The sequence below is a fragment of the Thalassospira tepidiphila MCCC 1A03514 genome, assembly GCF_001662875.1.
GTDB lineage: Bacteria > Pseudomonadota > Alphaproteobacteria > Rhodospirillales > Thalassospiraceae > Thalassospira > Thalassospira tepidiphila.
The window spans coordinates 65,296-88,435 of record NZ_JPVZ01000004.1 but is presented as its reverse complement, the minus strand read 5'-3'; the positions used below and the strand labels follow the sequence as shown (position 1 = coordinate 88,435).

Annotated in this window: 21 protein-coding genes; 6 read left to right on the top strand and 15 right to left on the bottom strand. The window is 56.8% G+C overall.

Annotated elements, in window-relative coordinates; all coding sequences use genetic code 11:
• Nucleotides 1–155 precede the first annotated feature (155 nt).
• From TH4_RS10680 to TH4_RS10645, 8 genes are all read right to left on the bottom strand, one after another.
• Nucleotides 156–1,778 carry an acyl-CoA dehydrogenase family protein gene (locus TH4_RS10680; protein ID WP_064781107.1) on the bottom strand — a complete coding sequence of 541 codons (1,623 nt, stop codon included), beginning with the start codon at nucleotides 1,776–1,778 and terminating at the stop codon, nucleotides 156–158.
• An 11-nt stretch (nucleotides 1,779–1,789) separates the two neighbouring features.
• Nucleotides 1,790–2,251, bottom strand: a complete 462-nt coding sequence (locus TH4_RS10675) for an acyl-CoA thioesterase (RefSeq protein ID WP_064781106.1) — start codon at nucleotides 2,249–2,251, stop codon at nucleotides 1,790–1,792.
• A gap of 22 nt (nucleotides 2,252–2,273) precedes the next feature.
• Nucleotides 2,274–2,753 carry a MarR family winged helix-turn-helix transcriptional regulator gene (locus tag TH4_RS10670; RefSeq protein WP_157193935.1) on the bottom strand — a complete coding sequence of 160 codons (480 nt, stop codon included), beginning with the start codon at nucleotides 2,751–2,753 and terminating at the stop codon, nucleotides 2,274–2,276.
• A gap of 26 nt (nucleotides 2,754–2,779) precedes the next feature.
• Nucleotides 2,780–4,102: a TRAP transporter large permease gene (locus TH4_RS10665; protein ID WP_064781105.1), complete on the bottom strand. Its 1,323-nt coding sequence runs from the start codon at nucleotides 4,100–4,102 to the stop codon at nucleotides 2,780–2,782.
• Entirely contained in the window at nucleotides 4,099–4,659 is a 561-nt protein-coding gene (locus TH4_RS10660; protein WP_064781104.1) for a TRAP transporter small permease, read from the bottom strand. The genes TH4_RS10665 and TH4_RS10660 overlap by 4 nt, the downstream gene beginning before the upstream one ends.
• A 1-nt stretch (nucleotide 4,660) precedes the next feature.
• Nucleotides 4,661–5,713, bottom strand: coding sequence for a TRAP transporter substrate-binding protein (locus TH4_RS10655; RefSeq protein ID WP_063089098.1), 1,053 nt, complete (start codon nucleotides 5,711–5,713; stop codon nucleotides 4,661–4,663).
• A 156-nt stretch (nucleotides 5,714–5,869) separates the two neighbouring features.
• On the bottom strand, nucleotides 5,870–6,649 hold the full coding sequence (locus TH4_RS10650) for a crotonase/enoyl-CoA hydratase family protein (RefSeq protein WP_064781103.1): 780 nt from the start codon (nucleotides 6,647–6,649) through the stop codon (nucleotides 5,870–5,872).
• 32 nt (nucleotides 6,650–6,681) lie between these two features.
• Nucleotides 6,682–7,446: an SDR family NAD(P)-dependent oxidoreductase gene (locus TH4_RS10645; RefSeq protein ID WP_063089097.1), complete on the bottom strand. Its 765-nt coding sequence runs from the start codon at nucleotides 7,444–7,446 to the stop codon at nucleotides 6,682–6,684.
• A gap of 244 nt (nucleotides 7,447–7,690) precedes the next feature.
• Between TH4_RS10645 and TH4_RS10640 the strand changes: the two genes are divergently transcribed.
• The 6 genes from TH4_RS10640 (at nucleotide 7,691) to TH4_RS10615 (ending at nucleotide 14,452) form a co-directional block, all read left to right on the top strand.
• Nucleotides 7,691–9,553 carry a feruloyl-CoA synthase gene (locus TH4_RS10640; protein ID WP_245227836.1) on the top strand — a complete coding sequence of 621 codons (1,863 nt, stop codon included), beginning with the start codon at nucleotides 7,691–7,693 and terminating at the stop codon, nucleotides 9,551–9,553.
• Nucleotides 9,554–9,558: 5 nt separating this feature from the next.
• On the top strand, nucleotides 9,559–10,809 hold the full coding sequence (locus TH4_RS10635; protein WP_064781101.1) for a thiolase family protein: 1,251 nt from the start codon (nucleotides 9,559–9,561) through the stop codon (nucleotides 10,807–10,809).
• A gap of 206 nt (nucleotides 10,810–11,015) precedes the next feature.
• A complete protein-coding gene (locus TH4_RS10630; RefSeq protein WP_064781100.1) occupies nucleotides 11,016–12,044 on the top strand; it encodes a TRAP transporter substrate-binding protein in 1,029 nt (342 codons plus the stop codon).
• Nucleotides 12,045–12,109: 65 nt separating this feature from the next.
• On the top strand, nucleotides 12,110–12,691 hold the full coding sequence (locus TH4_RS10625) for a TRAP transporter small permease (RefSeq protein ID WP_064781099.1): 582 nt from the start codon (nucleotides 12,110–12,112) through the stop codon (nucleotides 12,689–12,691).
• Complete coding sequence (locus TH4_RS10620) at nucleotides 12,691–13,986, top strand: TRAP transporter large permease (RefSeq protein ID WP_064781098.1); 1,296 nt, start codon at nucleotides 12,691–12,693, stop codon at nucleotides 13,984–13,986. Before TH4_RS10625 ends, TH4_RS10620 begins: the two co-directional genes overlap by 1 nt.
• Nucleotides 13,987–13,996: 10 nt before the next feature.
• Nucleotides 13,997–14,452, top strand: coding sequence for a DUF3237 domain-containing protein (locus tag TH4_RS10615; protein WP_063089091.1), 456 nt, complete (start codon nucleotides 13,997–13,999; stop codon nucleotides 14,450–14,452).
• A gap of 74 nt (nucleotides 14,453–14,526) precedes the next feature.
• Here TH4_RS10615 and TH4_RS10610 read toward each other — a convergent pair whose 3' ends face one another.
• The 7 genes from TH4_RS10610 to hutI form a co-directional block, all read right to left on the bottom strand.
• The gene (locus TH4_RS10610; protein WP_064781097.1) at nucleotides 14,527–16,074 is read right to left on the bottom strand and encodes a TRAP transporter large permease; all 1,548 of its coding nucleotides are present in this window, start codon (nucleotides 16,072–16,074) and stop codon (nucleotides 14,527–14,529) included.
• Nucleotides 16,074–16,595, bottom strand: a complete 522-nt coding sequence (locus TH4_RS10605) for a TRAP transporter small permease subunit (RefSeq protein WP_008889950.1) — start codon at nucleotides 16,593–16,595, stop codon at nucleotides 16,074–16,076. Before TH4_RS10605 ends, TH4_RS10610 begins: the two co-directional genes overlap by 1 nt.
• A gap of 75 nt (nucleotides 16,596–16,670) precedes the next feature.
• Entirely contained in the window at nucleotides 16,671–17,765 is a 1,095-nt protein-coding gene (locus TH4_RS10600; protein ID WP_008889951.1) for a TRAP transporter substrate-binding protein, read from the bottom strand.
• Between the two features lie 77 nt (nucleotides 17,766–17,842).
• The gene (gene hutU, locus TH4_RS10595) at nucleotides 17,843–19,519 is read right to left on the bottom strand and encodes a urocanate hydratase (RefSeq protein WP_064781096.1); all 1,677 of its coding nucleotides are present in this window, start codon (nucleotides 19,517–19,519) and stop codon (nucleotides 17,843–17,845) included.
• Nucleotides 19,516–20,319, bottom strand: a complete 804-nt coding sequence (gene hutG, locus TH4_RS10590; protein ID WP_064781095.1) for an N-formylglutamate deformylase — start codon at nucleotides 20,317–20,319, stop codon at nucleotides 19,516–19,518. Before hutG ends, hutU begins: the two co-directional genes overlap by 4 nt.
• Nucleotides 20,320–20,321: 2 nt before the next feature.
• Nucleotides 20,322–21,863, bottom strand: a complete 1,542-nt coding sequence (gene hutH, locus TH4_RS10585; RefSeq protein WP_064781094.1) for a histidine ammonia-lyase — start codon at nucleotides 21,861–21,863, stop codon at nucleotides 20,322–20,324.
• Nucleotides 21,864–21,914: 51 nt separating this feature from the next.
• Entirely contained in the window at nucleotides 21,915–23,117 is a 1,203-nt protein-coding gene (gene hutI, locus TH4_RS10580; RefSeq protein WP_064781093.1) for an imidazolonepropionase, read from the bottom strand.
• Nucleotides 23,118–23,140 lie beyond the last annotated feature (23 nt).

The window sequence follows — 23,140 nt, the reverse complement described above, 5'->3', positions numbered from 1 at the left end:
CAAGGCTCAGTCGTTGATTTCGGGACCAATGAAAACCGGCCAAAAGCGTTCCCTTGAATTAGGACTCGGTTCTCGAACTATAAATTGGCCCACGTGCCAAAGAAACGTGTTTAATTTAAATGCTCGATTTTGACGGCGAGGAGGCATCCATGGCTTTAGGGATGCGCCATACGTGCGGTGCTGCAGGCGAGTGTCACAGCACCCCATTCCGTTACCTGCGCCATGCATTTCTCATAGCGGCTGGTTTGATCGGGTGAAAGTCGATCCGCCAGTTCTGTCCAAAGTGCCACGCCATAGGTTGCCGCGCTGATTTGCATATAGTCTTGGCCATACTGCTCTGGCGTGTCGCTGGCGATGATTTCTGATGTCATCTGTTGCCAGTATGTCAAAAGCTGCTTTGCCAGCTCGGTATTACCGCGGGTGCCAGCGATCAGGTCGCTGATCAGGGCCTCGAACGCCTTGGCACTTGCACCGTCCTTGTGGCGGGTCAAACGACCGGCAAGGGTCAGGGAATGAATGCCGTTTGTGCCCTCGTAAATCTGGCAGATGCGCGCATCGCGCAATGTTTGTTCCACCCGGTATTCTCGCAAATAACCATAACCGCCAAGGACCTGAATGCCGATCTGGGCGGCTTCGACCCCGGCATCGGTGCAGAACGATTTGCAAATCGGGGTCAGAAATTCGATCAGGTCGGAATTTGTACCCGTCTCCATCAACGCAAAGGTCTTATAGGCCATCAAGCGGCCGGTCATCGCAAGCATGTCCTGACGTGCCAGCATGCGCGCAACGTCATGATGCTGATCGATTGCAATCGGTTGGCCGGTGTTTCGGTCGCGGCCCTGCTTGCGCTCCGCGGCGTAGCTTTGGGCGATGTGATGGGCGCGGGTGGCGTGCGCCACACCCTGCAAGGCGACATCAAGGCGGGCATGGTTCATCATGGTAAACATGCACATCAACCCGTTGCCAATCCGGCCAATCGGGGTGGCGGTTGCGCCATCAAACGCCAGTTGGCAGGTGGGGGAGGCATGCAAACCCATCTTTTCTTCGATCCGGGTGACCGTGATGGCGTTGCGTTCGGTCTCGCTTGAATGTGACGGACAGAGAAAAAGGGTCAGCCCCCGAACCCCGTCTTCGCGGGTGCCGGTCCGCGCCAGAACCAGATGCACGATTTCATCACTCAGATCCTGATCCCCACCAGAGATAAAGATCTTCTCCCCGGTCAGAACCCAACTGCCGTCTTGTTGCTGGCTTGCGACCGTGCGGATGTCTGAAAGGTCCGATCCTGCTTGCGGTTCGGTCAGGCACATGGTGGCAAGATGGCTGCCTGATGCCAGTTTGGGAAGCCATGTCTGCCGTTGGTCATCGGTGCCAAATTGGGCAATCAGTCTGGCTGCACCGGGGACTAGTCCGGTGACCATCTGATAGGAATGACAGGCCCCAGCCAGTATTTCGCTGATCGCGCCACAGACGGTGGCCGGGGCGCCCTGACCACCAAATTCCTCAGCCAGTGAAATCGACTGCCATCCCTGTTCGACATAGGCCTGATAGGCGTTGATAAAACCCGATGGCATCCGGACCCGGCCATTTTCGATCCGGCAGCCTTCCTGATCGCCCGGCTCATCAATCGGGGCGATGACGTCTTCGGCAAAGCGGGCAAAATGATCCAGAATTTCGCTGGTGATTTCCGCGTCAAAGCCCTGATCTGCGGCGCGGTTTTCATCGCCGGTCACTGACAGGGTAAACAGAATATCGTCAATCGGCGCTTTGAAGGGGATCACGACAGCGTCTCTTAAACTTGCGTTTCCTGATGGAGTGTCAGGCGGATAACTTTGTCTTCTGACAAGGCAGCCTTGACCGCATCGGGCACGGGAACAGCCGCCAGACTTGCCGGGTTGTCCGGGTTGGCGCGACCCCAGACGCGGGTTTGTGATCCTTCAAGCAAGGTGGTTTCACCCAGCGTAAAGCGATGGGAAAGGTCGAACGATTTCCCGCCCCAGCGTGATACTTCGACATGGTGCACGATCAAATCCCCGACCCGGGCAGGCGCCATAAAACTGGCATCACCACGCACAAGCGGCGTTCCGCGAAAATCCACGTCCTTTGCGATCATTGTGGCAAGGTCGAACCCGGCAACTGAAAGCAAGGCCAGAAGTCCGCCTTCCATCCAGTCATAGAAGTTCGGGTTATAGACAATCCGGGCCGGGTCACAGTGACCCCATTCAACACGGATTTCACGGGACAGTCGCAACATGGAACCTTACCTGATCTAAGCGTTATTTGACCTGCTGAATACGGATCAGCATCTCTACAAGGTGTGCGCGTTCTTCGGGATCGAAGCCTTCCAGAAGTTTGTCTTCATGCTTTTGAACCGCACGGCTGGCCTCAAGGAAAAGCTCGATCCCCTTGGCGGTGGTGCGCAGCGCATAGACACGACGATCGGTTGGCACCTTGTTGCGCACGATTAATCCGCGCGCCTGAAGTTCATCGACCATGACGACAATGTTCGACCGTTCCATGGCAAGGGACCTGGCCAGATCGGTCTGACTGATGTCTGGGTTTTCATTGATGATGGCAAGCGCACTATAGGTCGTCGGCTTCAGATCAAGATGCGTCAGGCTGGCGACAAAATCGCTATGGATCGACATATAGGCACGCTTGAGGTTATAGCCGACAAAGCCCCGCAGCGGACTGTCGGGCGACAATCCGGCAATACCGGTATCCGTATCGTTTTTCTTCTTTTTGTTTGCTTGCAACGGTGTCTCCATCTTTTTGGACGCGGCTATCCTGTGACGATATCCACCAGCCAGAATGTCAGTACCGGGAACGCGACAATGATCGCGATGCGCAGGCACTCGACCAGCAGGAACGGCACCGCCCCGCGGAAAATCTTGCGGGTCGGAATATCGGGTGCCATCGCTGATATCATAAACAGATTAAGCCCGACCGGGGGTGTGATCATCCCCAGTTCGACAACAATCAGGGTGATGATACCAAACCACAGCGCCTGATGGGTCGGATCCATACCGAAATCCATCGCCATGAAGGCAGGGAAAAACACCGGCACGGTCAAAAGGATCATCGACAAGCTGTCCATGATGCACCCCATGACGATGTAAAACAGGATCACCACCATCAGAACCGTCATCGGTGCGATCCCGGCCGTGCCGACCCACTCGGCCGCCATGGTCGGCACCCGGGTCAGGGCAAGCGCGACATTGAAAAGATCCGCGCCAAAAATGATGGCAAAGATCATCGCCGTGGTCCCGGCAGTCTCGATCACGCATTCAAAAAGGCCTTTCACCGAAAGGCTGCGCATCAGAAAACCGGTCAGCGCAATCAGGACCACACCAACAGATGCCCCCTCGGCAGGGGTGAAGACACCGCCATAAATCCCGCCCAGAACGGCAATGAAAACAAGCGCAACATGCCAGATCCCGCCAAGCGACCGGATGCGTTCGCGCATCGGAAGCCCCGCATGGGCCGGGCCTTCTTCGGGGAACAGGCGAACGTAAACGCCAATCGCCAGAATAAAGCCAAGAACGGCCAGAAGCCCCGGAATGGTCGCGGCCAGGAACAGTTTGACGATGTTCTGTTCGGTCAGAAGGGCATAAATGATCAAAACCACCGACGGCGGGATCAGGATGCCAAGCGTGCCACCCGCGGCAAGTGTTCCGGCCCCAAGTGCGCCGGAATATCCGTGGCGCCGCATTTCGGGCAGGGCCACCCGGCCCATGGTGGTTGCGGTCGCAATCGAGGATCCGCAAATCGACCCAAATGCCGCACAGCCGGCAACCGATGCCATGGCAAGTCCGCCCCGCCAATGACCAAGCCAGGCATTGGATGCGGTAAAGATCGCCCGGCTGATGCCCGTCCGGGTGGCGATCTGCCCCATCAGGATAAACAGCGGAATGACGGCAAGGTCATAGGAAATGTATTTATCGACAATTGCGGTCTTGAGATAAGCCGACAGCGGCAACCATCCCGACAGAACGACATACCCGCCCGCCCCGACAACGGCCATCGCCAATGCAATCGGCATGCGCAGGAAAATAAGCGCCAGCAGGACGACGACCATAATGATGCTGATTTCAACCGGGCTCATTGTGGGGCATCCGTTTGCGATGAGGTGGTTGGGCGAACAAACTGTTCGATCACGTTCGACAAGGCGGTCAGGGCTGAAAGCCCAAGTCCGAACAGTGCGAAGCCGTAGATAATCCAGGTGGGCATTCTCAAAAGCATGCTGCGGTCGTTATAATCAAACATATCAATCAGGCCGTAAGCGACCCGCCAGGAAATAATCACCCAGCCACAACAGAACAGGATCTCCCAGAGTTGATCCAGAATGGTGCGGGTGCGTTGGGGGAAGGCCATGCTGAAAATGTCGACCATGACATGGTTGCCCTTGCGCTGGCACAACGGCAAAAACAGAAATGCGGCAATCCCGCATCCCATTTCGACAATTTCAAAGTCACCACGAATGCCGCCAATGCCGATATATCGCATCGTCACTGATAGCGTTACCGTGACGGCGACAGCAAGCATGACGGCACCCGCAACAGTAGCGGATGCAATGCAGGCACGATCAACAAACTGACCAAGAAAATAAATGGGCGCAGCGCGATTGCCGCGCCCATTGTGATCACGGGTGGCTCCTGACATGTCAGGCGGTCTCGGCGTCGATCAGCTGATTAAGGCGATCAATCATCGCCTTGCCATCATGTCCGGCATCATTGAGGGTCTCGATCCACTCATCGACGACCGGCTGGGTCGCGGACTGCCAGCGTTCAATTTCGTCTTTGGGAATCTCGACGAACTTGTTGCCGCGATCAGCACACATTTTGTAGCCAACCGATTCAAAGCTATCGAACTGTTTGCCAATCTGGCGTGACAGATCGATACCGGAATTGGCATCAATCACCGCTTTCAGATCATCTGGCATACTGTCATAGGCATTGCCCGCCATCAAAAGCGCAAACGAGTTGGCATAAAGACCACGTCCGCCTTCTGCCGGGGCGCAATGCACCGACGTCAATTCATGAAGTTTGAAGGCCGGAACCACTTCATAAGGCAGGCATGTGCCATCAATCACGCCATTGGCAAGGCCGACAGCCATTTCCGTGACCGGGAAGAAGACCGGCTCAGCCCCCAGAATGGACAGGGCCTTACCGACATTCTGGTTCGGGGCGCGGATTTGCAGGCCGTCAAGATCCGCCTGATTTTCAATCGCCTTGTCGCGCATGTGGAACTTGCCACCGGCATGAACATGATAGGCCAATGGCTTCATGCCGCGGTATTCGTCCTGACCAAATTCATCCATGAACTTGTGCATGGCAACCGATGTTGCCTCAGCGGTTGTCACCATGAACGGCAGGCTCAGCGTTTCGGAAATCGGATAACGACCCGGCGTGTAGACGGTTAGCGTCCAGGCGATATCCACAACGTTGTTTGCCACCTGTTCGGCAAGCTGCGGCGGTTTGCCGCCAAGCTGCATGGCCGGGAAGATCTGAATATCGATACGGCCATCGGACTGTTCGCGGATGGTCTTGGACCACGGTTCGAAGAACGCCTTGTGCATCGGTGCCACCGGCGGCAACATATGATGCAGACGAAGGGTCACTTCGGCTGCACGTGCCTTGCCAATGATTGCAGGGGCTGCAAGTGCGCCGCCCATGATGCCGAGCATCTGGCGGCGATTAACGGAAAATCCTGACATCGAACGTCTCCTCACATTATGGGCGCACCGGTTTTTTGGGTGGCCCTGTTCCTTCCTGATTGTTCTGGCGTCCGCTTTGTGCGGTTTCTTGCCGATCCTTGATCTTATGGTATGCGATCTGATGGCCGCAATTATCTGCGGCTCTGTTATAGGCGGTTACTTGAAATTAGGTGCACGTTTTTCAAGAAACGCCTTCAATCCTTCCTGTGCATCTTCGCTGGTCTGGGTCAGGGCGGCACACAGGCTTTCGGTAAACAGGCCATCGGTTTTTGCCATGTCTTCGATCCGTGACAGGGCCTGGATCATGACATAGTTCGAAAGCTGCGCATTTTCGGCAACCGTATTGGCAAGCTCGATGGCCTTTGCTTCGGCGGCTTCCTCGCTGTCACAAACATAGTGGGTCAGGCCAAGGCGAAGGCCGTCTTCGGCGTTGTATTTGCGCCCGGTCAGCATCATCTCGATCATGCGATCCGCGCCCAGAATACGGCCGACCCGGACCGATGCGCCGCCGCCAACGAAAATGCCACGGCGCCCTTCGGGAAGCTGGAAAAACGTTGTTTCATCGGCAATACGGATATGGGTCGCACTGGCCAGTTCAAGGCCACCGCCGATGACCGCCCCCTTAAGCAAGGAAATCACCGGCAATCCACCATACTGGATCATATCCATGATGCGGTGCCAGTTGCGTGAATGGCGCATGGTATCGGCGGCATTTCGTGCAACATGCTCGGCCAAATCAAGCCCGGCTGAAAAATGCCCGCCTTCACCAGCCAGGATAACAACCCGCACCCCTTCGGGCGGATTGGCAAAAAACGCCTCAAGTGCTGCCATCAAAGTATCGCTGACCGCGTTACGCTTTTCAGGTCGCGTGATGGTCAAACGGGCAATCGATCCGTTGATTGCGACGTTCAATACGTCATTCGCGCCGTTGGTCATGTTCTTGTTCCTTACGTAAAGCAATCTGGTCTTTATTTTGCCTGCAGGCGAACCGCGCCGTCGATTCTGACGACTGTGCCATTCAGCATGGTATTTTCGACGATATGGCGGGCGAGGTCGGCATATTCCTGCGCCTTGCCCAGCCGCTTGGGAAACGGAATGTTGGCTTCAATCGCCTGACGGGCTTCCTCGGGCAGGGTGTCGGTCATTGCGGTGGAAAAAAGACCCGGCGCAATCGCCATCACCCGCACGCCGATCCGCGCCAACTCGCGCGCGGCTGGCAACGTCATCGAGGCAATCCCGCCCTTTGATGCCGCATAGGCGCACTGGCCGATCTGCCCGTCTTCATACCCGACGGATGATGTATTGATGATCACGCCGCGTTCGCCATCGTCATTTACCGGGGTGGCCTCCGACAGCAACTGCGCGGCATAGCTCATGGTGATGTAGCTGCCGGTCAGATTGACGTTCAGTGTTTTGATAAAATCATCAATCGGAAGGCTGCCATCGCGTGGCAAAATGCGGTTGGCGGTGCCAATGCCAGCGCAATTCACAAGGATGCGCGGCAGGCCAAGATTTTGTTTCACGGTCTTGAATGCAGCTTCGACCGAGCTTCGGTCAGAGACGTCGACTTCCAGGCCAATTCCGCCGGTTTCACTTGCGACTCGTTTGGCGGCGTCACCGTTGCGATCAAACACCGCGACCTTCGCGCCTGCAACCGCAAATGTGCGTGCGGTGGCGGCACCAAGGCCGCTGCCGCCGCCGGTAATGATGGCGGGAACCTGATTGAGCTGCATTTCCTTACCCAAAGTTTGTTATGTTTTATAACAATTATGTTTACACAGTAAAAGAGCGGCGTCAATCGTCATTAGTCAACTGAAATCGCATCAAAATTCGCACCTCTCGCGCGCGAGCATAATTATACTCAAGGTCAAATTGTTGGGTCCGTGTACACGCATAAAGATATTGCGCTTGATGTGATGAATTATGATTGTTATGAATTATAACAAATAAGAAAATGAAAACTGGAGGTTTCGTCTCATGCCTATGATTGCTGAACCCGGACTCCGTCCGGTTCGCATGGGAGATACGCGTGTCTCGATGTCCAAAAAGGACAACGGCACGATCTATATCCGATCAACGGAAACGCCGGATGACTATCCGCGCGCCATCACCGACAAGCTTGACCATTGGGCGCAACAAACACCCGATCATCTGTTTCTGGCCGACCGTGACAAAACCGGCGGCTGGCAAAAACGAAGCTTCCTTGAAACCCGAAACGAGGTCCGCAGTCTTGCGCAGTACCTCATCGAACAGGACCTGTCCGAAGATCGCCCGGTCCTGATCTTGTCGGGCAACAGTCTTGAACATGGGCTTCTTGCATTGGCATCGATGTATGCCGGGATTCCCTATGCGCCGGTGTCGCCGGCCTATTCGCTGGTGTCATCCGATTTTGCCAAGCTGCGCCATATCTGTGATCTGTTGAACCCCGGTCTGATCTTTGTGGATGATGGTGCCAAATATGCCAAGGCACTGGCCGCCGTCATGCCAAAGGATGCCCGTCTGCTGGTTCTGGAAAACCCGCTGTCGCAATATGATTGCGATGTTTTCAAAGATGTCCGTCAGACCACGCCGACCGATGCGGTCGATGCCGCCAATGGCAAAATCACCGAAGACACGATTGCCAAGTTCCTGTTCACGTCCGGCTCCACCGGGATGCCAAAGGCCGTGATCAATACCCAGCGCATGCTGTGCTTTAACCAGATGATGCTGCGTCACGCGCTGGCGTTTTTGCAGGATGAACCACCGGTGATGGTCGACTGGCTGCCATGGAACCATACCGCGGGCGGCAACCATAATTTCGGCATCGCGCTTTATAATGGCGGCAGTTTCTATATCGATCAGGGCAAACCGACCCCGGACGGTATTCATGAAACCGTGCGCAACCTTTGCGAAGTATCGCCCAACATCTATTTCAACGTCCCCAAGGGGTACGAGGCACTTGTCCATCATCTGCGCGAAAACAAAACACTGCGCGAGATGTTCTTTGCCAAGCTCAAACTGATGCAATATGCCGGTGCCGGCTTGTCGCAATATGTCTGGGACAATCTGGAAAAGATCGCCGAGGACACGGTTGGCGAAAAGATCGTCATCGTCACCGGCTATGGCTCCACCGAAACGGCCCCCTTTGCCTTTACCACCACCTGGGCGGTTGATCAGGCGGGCAGTGTTGGTCTTCCGGCCGTCGGGCTTGATATCAAACTGGTGCCCAATGCCGAAAAGCTCGAAGTCCGCCTTAAGGGACCCAGCATTACACCCGGCTATTGGAAGCAACCTGACAAAACCAGCGAGTCTTTTGACGATGAAGGCTATTACCTGATTGGTGATGCCCTGAAATTTGTTGATCCGGACAATATCGAACGGGGCTTCCTGTTTGATGGCCGGGTTTGCGAAGATTTCAAACTCTCGACGGGCACCTGGGTGCATGTCGCCGCCATCCGGACGGCCATTGCCCAGACCTTTGCGCCTTATGTGCGTGATGCGGTGCTGACCGGTCTGAACGAAGGCTATGTCGGTGCGCTGATCTTTGCCGATTTCACCGCCTGCAAAAAACTGTGCCCGGATCTGCCCGCCAACGCGTCGGAGCGCGATATCGCAACCCATCCGGCCGTGCAGGCGCATTTTCAAAAATGCCTCAATGAATTGGCGACCAAATCGACAGGCAGTTCGAACTTTGTCGCGCGCGCGATCCTGCTGGAAAGCTCGCCGGAACTCGATGCGCACGAAGTCACCGACAAGGGCTCGATCAACCAGCGTGCGGTTCTGACCAAACGCGCTGACAAGGTCGCCGAACTTTATACCGACCCGTCACCCGCCGGGGTCATGATTGCCAAAAAGGGATAAGCAGAATGACTGCGAACGCCAAAGGTCTTCGGACCGAATTTGAAGATGTCTGGCTGCTGGGCGGAAAACGCACACCGTTTGTCGATTATACCGGGGCCTTCGGGCTGGTCTCCCCGATTGATCTTGGCATCAAGGCGGCCCGCGCGGCCATCGAGGACGCCGGGGTGAATGCGAACGATATCGATTTCACCGTCGCCGGATCGATGGCCCAGGCATCCTATGATGCCTATATGACGCCGCGCCATATCGGGATTTACGCCGGGGTGCCGGTGGATCGCCCAGCCCATCTTGTGCAGCGGATCTGCGGGACGGGCATCGAAGTCATCCTGCAGGCTGCTGATCATATTTCACTCGGTCGTGGCGATCTGGCCCTTTGTGTCGGCACTGAGTCCATGAGCCGCAACCCGATTGCCGCCTACACCCATCGCAGTGGTTTTCGCATGGGGCAGGTCGAATTCAAGGACTTCCTGTGGGAGGCCCTTTTGGATCCGGCGGTCAGTTGCACCATGGGCGACACGGCGGAAAACCTTGCCAAGAAATACAACATCACCCGCGAAGAAGTGGACCGTTTTGCCGAACGCAGCTTTGCCCGCGCCGTGAGCGCACAGGAAAACGGCTTCCTTGCTGGTGAAATCGCAACCGTGACCAACGAAACCTTTGAGTTTGCCGATGGCAATCCGCGCTCCATCCGCCTGCCGCGCAAGATCGATCAGGTCGACCGCGACAGCCACATTCGGCCATCGCCCTATGACATTCTGGCAAAGCTCCGCCCGGCCTTTGGCGGGGTTCAGACAGGTGGCAATTCATCAGCCGTGGTGGATGGCGCTGCCGGTGTTGTTCTGGGCAGTTCCGATTATGCCCGCAAACACGGCCTGACACCGCGTGCCCGCATTATTGCAGGCGCAGCGGTCGGTGTGCCGCCGGAAATCATGGGCATTGGCCCGGTCCCGGCCATTAAGGCTGTTCTTGATCAAACCGGCATGACCCTTGATCAGATTGACCGGATCGAAATCAACGAAGCCTTCGGGGCACAGATCCTGGCCTGCATCCGCGAACTTGGTCTTGATGAAGACAAGGTCAACGTCAATGGCGGCGCGATTGCCATTGGTCATCCGCTGGGCGCGACCGGGGTTCGGATCACCAATACGCTGGCGCGCGAACTGGTCAAATCCGGTCAGCGTTATGGCATCGCATCGGCGTGCATTGGTGGTGGGCAGGGCATTGCTGTTCTGATCGAAAACGCGAAATTGGCATAGGCACGACCAACGGCGCCATCAGCTGCGCCGGGTCGCGACAAACGGAGACGTTATTTTTGACCGGGACATTGGTTTTGGGCCCGGTTTGGCGATCAGCCCAACCCTTGGGGCAAAGGCTTCCAAGGGTGGTCTGATCAAATCGAGTTACCGACAGACAAGGCAACAAAAACAAAATTGCCGGTGTCGGTTTTCTCAGGGAGGAAATAATGAAACGACTTAAACTTGGTTCAGTGATTGCCTTGGCGTCAGTTGCCGCCATGTCTGCCATTTCCGGTGCGTCTGCCCAGGAAGTGAATTTCCGTCTGGCCCACTGGCTGCCGCCAACCCATCCGGTCCAAACCATGGGTCTTGAAGAATGGACAAACTCCATCCGCGAGGCATCCGGTGGCAACATCGATTTCACGATTTTCCCGGCGCAGCAACTGGGCTCCGCACCTGATCACTATGACATGACCCGCGATGGCATTGCCGATATCGGCTATATCAATCCGGGTTATCAGGCCGGGCGTTTCCCGATCTATGGCCTGACCGAGGTACCATTTAATGTGAAGGATGCGGTCAATGGATCGGTCGCCCTTCACAAGTGGTATGACAACTACGCCGAACAGGAAATGCCGGAAGTCAAACTCTGTCTGGTCAATCCGCATGATCCCGGCACCATCCATTCAAAAATGCCGGTCCGTGTGCCGGAAGACATCAACGGCCATGCCGTACGTCCGGCCCATGCGACCATGGCACGGTTTGTAAACCTGCTGGGTGGCGCAAGTGTTCAGGTCCCCGCACCCGAGGCCCGCGAAGCCATCGCCAAGGGTACGGCAGATGCGATCACCTTCCCGTGGAACTCGATCTATATCTTCGGGATTGATCAGGAAACCAAGTATCACCTTGATATGCCGTTCTATGTCTCCTCGCAGATCCTTGTGATCAATCGCGGTGTCTATGACGGATTGTCAGCCGAAAACCGCAAGGTGATGGACGATCACTGCACGCCGGAATGGTCCGGTCGTTTTTCCAAGGGCTGGGCCGAGAACGAGGCATCTGGTCGCGACAAGATGATGGCATCGGGCGATCACGAACTGTATCAGCCGACCGCCGACGAACTGCAACAATGGCGCGATGCCGCCGAACCGCTTGTTGCCCAATGGCGCGAAAGCGTTACGGCCAAGGGCGGTGACGCTGATGCCATTTACAAGGCCTTCATCGACGCGCTCGAAGCCGAGAACGCCAAGTATTGATGACCCTCCCTGTATCGGCGGCATCGCATGTCGGTGCTGCCGATACCTCTGAAAGTGCATAAATCATGCGGGTTCTTCATCGCTCCCTGACATATCTCGAAGCCTTTTCGCGCAAGGTCGAAATGGTCTCGGCCATTTTGCTTGCGGTGATCACGTTGCTGGTTTTGGCATCCGCAATTGGTCGCTACCTGTTTGCATGGCCGATCCCCGATGCATTTGATTTTTCGCGCCTGTTTCTGGGTGTGGTGATCATGTGGGGTTTTGCCTGCGTGGGCTATCGTGGGTCGCACATCAAGGTCGATCTGTTTGCCCTGATGCTGCCCGCGCGCGTTCGTCGATGGACGGATTTCTTTGCCTGGATAGTCTTGCTGGGTTTCACCGGCTTGCTGTGCTGGAAGATGCTGGCGCGTGTCACCAGCGCCTATAACAGTGGCGAGACGACATTTGATCTGCAGGTTCCCGTCTGGCCGGTCATGGGGCTGATCTGGCTTGGCGTTGCGGTCAGCATGCTGACCATTCTGGCGCGTGCCTTGATGATCGCGCTGACCAACGCCGGTCTGGATGATTTTGAACCCGCCGAGTCAGAGCCGCATATTGCCTCCGACCCCAAAAAACAAAAGCAAACTGCTGGTTCAGGGGGGAACTGATGACTGAAGCCGATTTTGTCGCACTTGGCGGGTTTATTGCGCTGTTTGCCCTGATGCTGCTTCGGGTGCCGATCGGCATTGCGATGGGGATTGTTGGTGTCGGGGGCTTTGCCGCGATCGTTGGCCCGACGCCTGCACTCAACCTGCTGGCGCAATCTCCGATCCGCACCATCACCGATTTTAACCTCAGCCTCATTCCGTTCTTTATTCTGATGGGCGTTCTTGCCACCAATTCCGGCATGTCGCGCGAACTGTTTCGCGCGGGGCAGGCGTGGCTGGGATCATTTCGGGGCGGCATGGCGCTTTCGACCATTGCATCCTGTGCCGGGTTTGCCGCCATCTCGGGATCATCGGTGGCAACGGCGGCAACCATGACCAAGGTCGCTTTGCCGGAAATGCAACGCAGCGGCTACCGCGATCATGTCGCGACCGGGGTGATTGCTGCGGGCGGAACGCTTGGCATTCTGATCCCGCCATCGGTTGTTCTGGCGGTGTATGGCTTCATCACCGAACAGGATGTCGGCAAGCTTTTCATTGCCGGGATCATTCCCGGCCTTCTGGCGATTGTGATGTATATGCTGGCCTTTCGGGTGACTTATGCCCGCGGGTTGCCGGCGGGCGAACCGTTTGATTTGCGCAACGCCATTCGATCCTTGCGCGATGTGTGGGCGGTTCTGGCCCTGTTCATCGCCATTATCGGCAGCATCTATCTGGGTATTGTTACGGCAACAGAGGCCGCAGCAGTTGGGTCTGTCCTGACTGCCCTGATCGGGGTGATCCGGGGGCGGCTTGGCTGGCGCAGCATTCTTGATAGTCTGGTCGAGGCCCTGCGCACCTCGGTCGCGATCTATACCATTCTGATCGGTGCGATCCTGTTTGGCTATTTTCTGGCCATCACCCAGACTCCACAAAAGATCACCGCATGGCTGGTCGGGCTTGATATCGGGGCCTATCCGACACTTGCGCTGATCCTTGTGTTCTTCCTGTTGCTGGGCTGCATCCTTGATGCCATGGCGATGATCATTCTTCTGGTGCCCATCGTGTTTCCCGTGGTTACCCAGTTGGGGTTCGATCCGATCTGGTTTGGCATCATCGTTGTCATGACGGTTGAACTTGGCCTGATCACCCCGCCTGTCGGGATGAATGTGTTTGTCATCAATTCGATTGCCCGCGAAGTGCCCCTGCAAAAGGTCTTTCAGGGTGTCATCCCGTTTGTTGCGGTCGACATCATTCGCCTGATCCTGCTGGTTTTGGTGCCATCCATCGTTCTTTTCCTGCCGACGACCATGAATTAAAGAGGCCGATATGAAGCTTGAACTTGAACATTTTTGCGATCTGACGGTCGAGCTGGAAGCCCCGATGGAGCTCGGCAACTCAATGCGCGGCACACGCAGGATCATTCCGATCATTGGCGGTCATGTCGAAGGTAAATCGTTGAATGGTCGCGTTCTGGCATTGGGTGCAGACTGGCAAACCGTTTTCGAAAACGGTGTGGCCGAACTCGACACCCGATATTGCATCGAAACCCACGACGGGGCGCTGATTGATATCCGCAATTTCGGGTTCCGGCATGGTCCGAAGGATGTTCTGGACGCGCTTGCACGCGGTGAACATGTCGATCCGTCGAAATATTACATGCGCACCCAGCCCCGGTTCGAAACCGGCGATGAACGCTATAGCTGGCTTAATCACCGGATCTTTGTCGGATCGGGGCAGCGCGAAAAAAGCACGGTCTATGTCTCGGTCTACGAAGTCCTGTGACAGCCGCTTTGGCCATGACCCAAACAAAAACGCCCCCAGAAATCGGGGGCGTTTTTTCATTTTCAGTTCTTTGCCTAGAACACCACGCTTGGCAGCCAGTTGGCCAGTGATGGCCACAGCCAGATCACGAAAATGCCAAACAGCTGCAGGGCGATGAACGGCACCACACCCTGATAAATCTGGCCGGTGGTGATTTCCGGCGGGGCGGCACTGCGCAGGTAAAACAGCGAGAAGCCAAATGGCGGGGTCAGGAACGATGTCTGCAGGTTGATCGCAATCAGGATCGCCAGCCACACCGGATCGTGACCCATCATAATCAGCCCCGGCGCAATCAGCGGCAGCAGGATCACCGTGATTTCCACGAAATCAAGGAAGAAGCCCAACACAAAGATCAGCGCCATACAGAAGATCAGCGCCCCTGTCGGGCCACCAGGCATCGATTCAAGGATTTCCTCGACATGGTCTTCACCGCCCAGCCCGATAAACACCAGCGAGAACATGCTGGCTGTCAGGATGGTGGCAAAGATCATTGAACTGACCGTCATGGTCGATGTCAGCGCCGATTTCAGAATGTCGGCTTTCCATGCCTGACGCAGGCAGGCGAGGATCGCGACAATCCCGACAACAGCCAGCGCCACATAACCAGCACCCAGGGCATAATCAATACCGGTCAGATCACTGCGCTGGAAACGCACCGGCGCGACACCGGCCATGATCGCCAGAATCAAAAGGGCGACAGTCCCGGTCAGAACCAGATTGCGGTTCGCCCCCTGACGGACGCCCGCCATCAGGATCGCGCCGATCGCGCCAACTGATGCCGCCTCGGTCGGGGTGGCGACCCCGCCCAGAATGGCCCCTAGAACGGCAATGATCAGAAGCACAGGCGGCAAAACCGCACCGACCACTTCGCCCGCGCTGGGGCGGCCATCATCGCTTTGAACCGGTGGCATGTCGGCCGGGCGTATCAGCCCGCGCAGCAGGATATAGATGATATAAATCGCCACCAGCGTCAGGCCTGGAATCAGCGCACCGGCAAAAATCTGCCCGACCGAAATGGTTTCAATCGTGAATTTGCCCTGTTCATATTGCGCCTGCTGATAGGCCGATGACATCACATCAGACAGAATGATCAAAAGCGTCGAGGGCGGGATGATCTGGCCCAATGTGCCTGCGGTGCAAACAAGGCCTGATGCCATTTTCGGGTTATAGCCGGTGCGCAACATGGTCGGAAGCGCGATCATGCCCATGGCAATCACCGTGGCCCCGACAATCCCGGTCGAGGCCGCCAGTAACGCACCCACCAGCACCACCGAAATGCCCAGACCGCCGCGCAACTGCCCAAACAGTCGGCCCATGGTATGGAGCAAATCTTCGGCAATGCGCGACCGTTCAAGGACGACACCCATAACGACAAACAGCGGGATGGCGATCAGGACATCATTGGTCAGCGTGCCAAACACGCGCTGCCCGAACGCCCCCATCAGGCCGATATTCATCGTATCGGTGACCCAGCCGAGATAACCGAAAATCACCGCCGTTCCGGCGATTGAAAATGACACCGGAAAGCCCAGAAGGATGCAGCCCATCAGGGCGGCAAACATCAAAAGATCAAGATATTCCATCACTTCGCACCGCCTTGATCTTCAACATTGCCGCGCAGCAAAACCACTTGCCTGAGCAAGCAGGCGACAGACTGGATAATCAACAGAATACAAAAGGCCGGGATCAGGGATTTCAAAAACCAGACGGCCGGAATGCCCCCCACCGAAATCGCCCCTTCCATCATCGAGATCGAATTGATCACTGATGGCCAGGTCCAATACAGCAGGGCTGCCATCGACGGGATTGCCAGTACCACATAGCCAAACGCATCAATCCGCGCCTTGGTCTTGTCGGTGGCTGCGGCATAAAAAATGTCCACCCGGACATGGCCATCAACCAACAGCGTATAGCCCGCCCCCAACATGAACAAAGCGGCATGCAGATACAGAACGCTTTCATTAAGCGCGATTGAACTAAACCCGAAAACATAGCGCAGCAAGACCACGGTAAACTGCAACAGAACCATCAGAAGTGCGAACCAGCGCACGGTCATCCCGGTCCAGTGGTTTATCTGGTCAAGTGCATCAGCAAGGCGTTGCATGACATCTCCCCGTGAAAGGCACGCCTGAAAAAAGAAACCGGTGCCGGATATTTCCGGCACCGGTCATAACGTCTATCAGAAGCCAAGCGCTTTGGCGCGTGCATTCATCTGACCGTTATCGGCATAGGTCATGTAACCACCGATCAGGTCACGATAGGCAACAAAGCTTTCGGTGACCTTTTTGGTCAGTGCATCGTCGCTTTCGCGAAGCTCCGCAATCACCTCGGCACCGGCTTTGGCCATGGCTTCAACAACTTCGTCCGGAAGCTTGCGAACCTTCACATCCTGTTCTGCGACAAGCTGTTTCAGGGCCATGGCATGCTTGGTCTCGTACTCGGTCCAGACTTCGTTATAAAGGCTGTCTGCCGCGAACTTGACGACGGCTTTCAGGTCATCAGGAAGGTCGGCATAGGCCTTGGCATTGACCGCACATTCCTCGGCTGAGGACGGCTCACCAACACCCGGCCAGTAGTAGTTCTTGGCAACCTGATAGAAGCCAAGCGCACTGTCGCTCCACGGGCCAATGAACTCACCGGCATCAAGCGCACCAGACTGAAGTGCCTGGAACATGTCACGACCGCCCATGGCCTGAACCGCCATACCAAGTTTCGAGCACATCTCCGATGCCAGACCGGTGGTACGGAACTTAAGACCCTTAAGGTCATCGACCGAGTTGATTTCGTTGCGGAACCAACCTGCCCACTGCGGGCCGGAGTTACCGCACAGGAACGGCTTCAGACCGAACTGGCCATAGATTTCGTCATACAGTTCCTGACCGCCACCATAGTTCAGCCAGCCAACCTGTTCATCGGCACGCAGGCCAAACGGCTGCGAACCAAACAGAAGGATACCTTTGGATTTCGAACCCCAGTATGCCGGAACCGCGTGATAAATCTCGGCCGTACCTTCGGCAACGGCGTCAAACACACCATTGCCCGGAACCAGTTCGCCAGCCGCATGAAGTTTGACTTCAAGACGACCACCCGAAAGTGTGGTGATACGGTCTGCCAGCTTCTGTGCAGCCACACCCGGCCCAGGCAGGTTTTTCGGCCATGCGGTCACCATGTTCCACTGGCGCTTGTCCTGTGCGATGGCAGGGGTTGCGAATGTTGCAGCGGCCGCTGCACCTGCGCCGGCAACACCGGCGGTCAGAAATTCACGTCTTTTCATGTTAAGAAGCCTCCTTGATTGTACCCTGATAGGGCGATGCAGGGGCAGTCGTCACTGCCCCCACGCGTGAGTTTTAATTACTTGCCGAGAATCCCGGGCAGGTTCAGCCCGTGTTCCCGGGCGCAATCCAGTGCGATGTCATATCCTGCATCCGCATGACGCATCACACCGGTTGCCGGATCGTTCCAAAGGACGCGTTCGACCCTGCGTGCGGCATCTTCTGTGCCGTCACAACAAATCACCATGCCGGAATGCTGCGAGAAGCCCATTCCAACACCGCCGCCATGATGCAGCGATACCCAGGTTGCCCCGGACGCCGTATTGAGCAGCGCATTAAGTAACGGCCAGTCACTGACCGCATCCGAGCCATCTTTCATGGCTTCGGTTTCGCGGTTCGGGCTTGCAACCGAACCGCTGTCAAGATGGTCACGCCCGATGACGACCGGGGCTTTCAGTTCACCATTCTTGACCATTTCGTTGAACGCCATACCCAGGCGGTGGCGCTGTCCCAGACCGACCCAGCAAATACGCGCCGGCAGGCCCTGGAACGAAATGCGTTCGCGCGCCATGTCCAGCCAGTTATGCAGGTGCGGATCATCGGGGATCAGTTCCTTGACCTTCTGGTCGGTCTTGTAGATGTCCTCGGGATCACCCGAAAGGGCCGCCCAACGGAACGGACCAATGCCCTTGCAGAACAGCGGGCGGATATAGGCAGGAACAAAGCCCGGGAAAGCAAATGCGTTCTCGAACCCTTCTTCAAGCGCCATCTGACGGATGTTGTTGCCATAATCGACCGTCGGGATACCCGCCTCGTGGAAGGCAACCATGGCTTCGACCTGAACGCGCATTGATGCGCGGGCGGCCTTGGAAACAGCCTTGGGATCAGATTCCTGTTTTTCGCGCCATTCGGCAACGGTCCAACCCTGCGGAAGGTATCCATGCACCGGGTCATGTGCCGATGTCTGATCAGTCACGATGTCCGGGCGAACGCCGCGCTTGACCAGTTCCGGGAACACATCCGCCGCATTGCCGATCAGGGCAACGGACTTGGCTTCGCCTGCTTTGGTCCAGCGCTCGATCATTTCAAGCGCTTCATCCAGCGAATGGGTTTTCTCATCGACATAACGGGTCCGCAGGCGGAAATCCGCACGGGTTTCATCGCACTCAACAGCCAAACAGCATGCACCGGCCATCACAGCCGCCAACGGCTGTGCGCCACCCATGCCGCCAAGGCCACCGGTCAGAATCCACTTGCCCGTAAGGTCGCCGTCATAATGCTGGCGGCCCGCCTCGACAAAGGTTTCATAGGTGCCCTGAACGATGCCCTGTGACCCGATATAGATCCACGAACCCGCCGTCATCTGGCCATACATCGCCAGACCTTTTTTATCGAGTTCGTTGAAATGGTCCCAGTTGGCCCAATGCGGCACAAGGTTGGAGTTCGCGATCAGAACGCGCGGCGCGTCCTTATGCGTGCGGAACACACCAACCGGCTTGCCCGACTGCACCAGAAGGGTCTGGTCATCTTCAAGTTCCTTCAGGCTGGCAACTATCTGATCGAAATCCTTCCAGGTGCGCGCTGCTCGGCCAATGCCACCATAGACAACCAGCTCATGCGGGTTTTCGGCAACATCGGGATGCAGGTTGTTCATCAACATGCGCATCGGCGCTTCGGTCAGCCAGCTTTTCGCCGAAATCTTGCTTCCGGTGTCGGGATAGATATCACGCTGGTTGTGACGCGGATTGTTGGTCATGACTTGCCTCTTAGTGCTGGGGCCAAATCGGCCAGTGTCTTCAGGATTTCAGTAAGATGCGTGCGCAATTTTGCTGCACGGCTTTCGTCATAGGACCAAGGGGCTTCCTCGGCCGTCAGATAGTTGGATTGCGCCAGTTCCATCTGGATGGCGTGTTGATTGATTTCCGGGCGGCCATAATGGCGGGTGGTCCAGCCGCCTTTGAAACGACCGTTCAGAACCGCGCTGTATCCTTGGGCCTGCGAACAGATTTCGGATGTCAGCGTCTCGATCATCGGATCGCATGTCGCGCCCAGATTGGTGCCGATATTGAAGTCCGGCAATGTGCCGTCAAACAGGAACGGAATGTTTGAGCGGATCGAATGGCAATCATAGAGGATCGCCACACCGTGTTTGGCGCGCACGCGCTCAAGCTCGGCCGCCAGTGCCTTATGATACGGCGCATGAAATGTTGCGGCCCGATAGGCGATGTCGTCTTCGGTCGGTGCCACGTCCCATATATTCTCGCCGTCAAAATCGGTCAGCGGCACAAGGGTGGTGGTGTTCTGACCGGGATAGAGGCTGACACCTTCGGGGTCGCGGTTGGCATCAATCACATAACGATGAAACGTCGCACGCACCGTCGTCACACCATCAAGCAACCCGTCATAAAGGGTGTGAATATGCCAATCGGTATCAGCCAGTTCACGGCCACGATCATTCAGTTTCGCGGCAATGTCACCCGGCACATAAGTGCCCGTATGGGGCAGTCCCAGGACAATGGGACCATCACCGCGTTTGATTTCAACCGGATCGGTCATGGTTATGCTGCCTCCCCAACGACAAAGCCCGAAAGATTGGCGGCATCTACAAGCGTGCCGCCAGTGACAAGTTCGGCGGCCTTCGCCAGATCCGGCGCCATGTAACGGTCTTCCTTGACGGTCGGAATGTCAGAACGAACCGATTTCAAAACATTGAGCAGCCCCGGGCTGGTCTTAAGCGGGGCACGGAATTCAACACCCTGTGCTGCACAGATCAGCTCGACCCCAAGGATGTAGGAAAGGTTGGCATTCATCCGCGCCAGTCGCCGCGCGCCGTGGGCCGCCATCGACACGTGGTCTTCCTGATTGGCACTGGTCGGCGTGCTGTCGGTCGAACACGGGTTGGCCAGATGTTTGTTTTCACTCATGAGTGCGGCAGTGGTGACCTCGGCAATCATCAGACCGGAATTCAGGCCGGGCTCCGGCGTCAGGAACGGCGGCAAATCGTGCGACAGGGTCGGATCGACCATCAATGCAACACGGCGTTGGGCAATCGCCCCGATCTCGGCAACCGCAAGCGCGATCTGATCGGCGGCAAACGCCACCGGCTCGGCGTGGAAGTTCCCGCCCGAAACAATGCGGCCGTCTTCTTTCAGAACCAGCGGGTTGTCGGTCACGGCATTGGCTTCGATCTCAAGCGTCTGGCCGGCAAAGCGTAGCAAATCCATCGCCGCCCCGGTGACTTGCGGTTGGCAACGGATGCAATAGGGGTCCTGAACGCGGGTATCGCCTTCGCGGTGGCTTTCGCGGATTTCCGATCCGGTCATCAGATCGCGCATTGCACGTGCGACATTGATCTGGCCCGGATGCCCGCGAAGCGTATGGATTTCATCGACCAGCGGGGCGGTCGAACCCATGATCGCATCGGTCGAAAGCGACGATGTCACAATCGAACTCGCCGCATTGCGCCAGGCCGAAAATAGCCCGGCCAGCGCGCAGGCGGTTGAAAACTGCGTACCGTTAATCAGCGCCAGACCCTCTTTCGGGCCCAGCACCACCGGCGTCAGGCCCGCCTTCGCAAGTGCCTCACCACCCGGAAGGGTTTTACCTTCATAGATGGCATCGCCCGCGCCGATCATGACCGCAGCCATATGCGCCAGCGGGGCCAGATCGCCCGATGCGCCAACCGATCCTTGCGACGGGACGACGGGGGTAACACTCTTGGCCAGCATGCCTTCGATCAGTTCGATCAGATCCCAACGCACACCTGATGCGCCGCGCCCAAGCGACAGTAATTTCAACGCCATCATCAAACGGGTGGTCGCGATATCAAGCGGCTCGCCCACGCCACAGCAATGGCTGAGGATCAGGTTGCGTTGCAGGGTTTCGGTATCTTCCGGGGCAATCTTGACCGAGGCCAGTTTGCCAAATCCGGTATTCACGCCATATACCGCATCGCTGCCGTCGGCGGCCTTGCGCACCATTGCGTGCGCCGCTTCAACACCGTCGCGGGCTGCGGGATCGAGTTTGACTGCGACCTGATCACGCCAGATGCGTTCAAGCTCTGCCAGTTTGACCGAAGCGGGGATAAGGGTGACAGTCATAATCTATCCTCAAGGGCACATGTTGATGCGGTGGCGCGGTTATCTTTGGGCTCAGGCGGCGATGCTTTCACCGCCAACAATGCTTTCGAACAGCGGGTTGAACCCGATGCGGTATGCAAGCTCGGCCGGGTGTTTGGCATTCCAGATGGCAAGATCAGCCCGCAGGCCTACCTTGATCCGACCGGTATCCGACAGGCCAAGGGCGCGCGCCGCATGGGCAGTCGCGCCAACAAGTGCCTCTTCAGGCGTCAGGCGGAACAGCGTGCAGGACATGTTCATGGTCAAAAGGATCGATGCCAGCGGCGAAGAGCCGGGATTGCAGTCGGTCGCAATCGCCATCGGCACGCCGTGCTTGCGGAATGCGTCAATCGGCGGCAACTGGGTTTCATGCAGGGTGTAAAACGCACCGGGCAGCAGCACCGCGACGGAGCCAGCCTTGGCCATGACGATGGCGTCTTCTTCAGTGGCGTATTCGATGTGATCGACCGAAATCGCCCCATATTCGGCGGCCAGTTTGGTGCCGCCGATGTTTGATAGCTGTTCGGCATGGAGTTTGACCGGAATGCCAAGCTCGCGGGCAGCGTCAAACACGCGTTTGATCTGATCAGTGTTAAAGGCAATGCCTTCGCAGAACCCGTCAACCGCATCAACCAGACCTTCAGCGTGGGCAGCTTTCAGGGTCGGAATGCAGACCTCATCAATATAGCCGTCCGGATCGTCTTTATATTCAACCGGCACCGCATGGGCACCAAGGAAGGTGGTTTTGATCCGCACATTACGATGGGCGCTAATCATCCGGGCTGCGCGCAGCATGTTAAGCTCGGTGTCGCGATCAAGGCCGTAACCCGACTTGACCTCGATCACCGACACGCCTTCGGCCAGCAGCGCGTCCACGCGCGGCAGGGCGGATGTCAAAAGATCCTCAATCGATGCTTCACGGGTCGCCTTCACGGTCGAAACAATGCCGCCGCCAGCACGCGCGACTTCTTCATAGCTTGCACCCTTCAGGCGCATTTCAAACTCAACCGCACGGTCGCCGCCATGGACAACATGGGTGTGGCAATCAATCAGGGCCGGGGTGATCAGGCGACCTTCAAGGTTACGCACTGGACCGTCAAGGTAGGCTGCCGGGATGGCGTCATCGGCACCGACCCAATCGATCAGGCCGTCCTTGATGGCAATCGCGCCGCACTCGATCAGGCCATAACTGTCCTGATCCCCAATCGTGACGATTTTTGCGTTTCGAAGCAGCATCGCGAAGCATCACCCCTTGATAA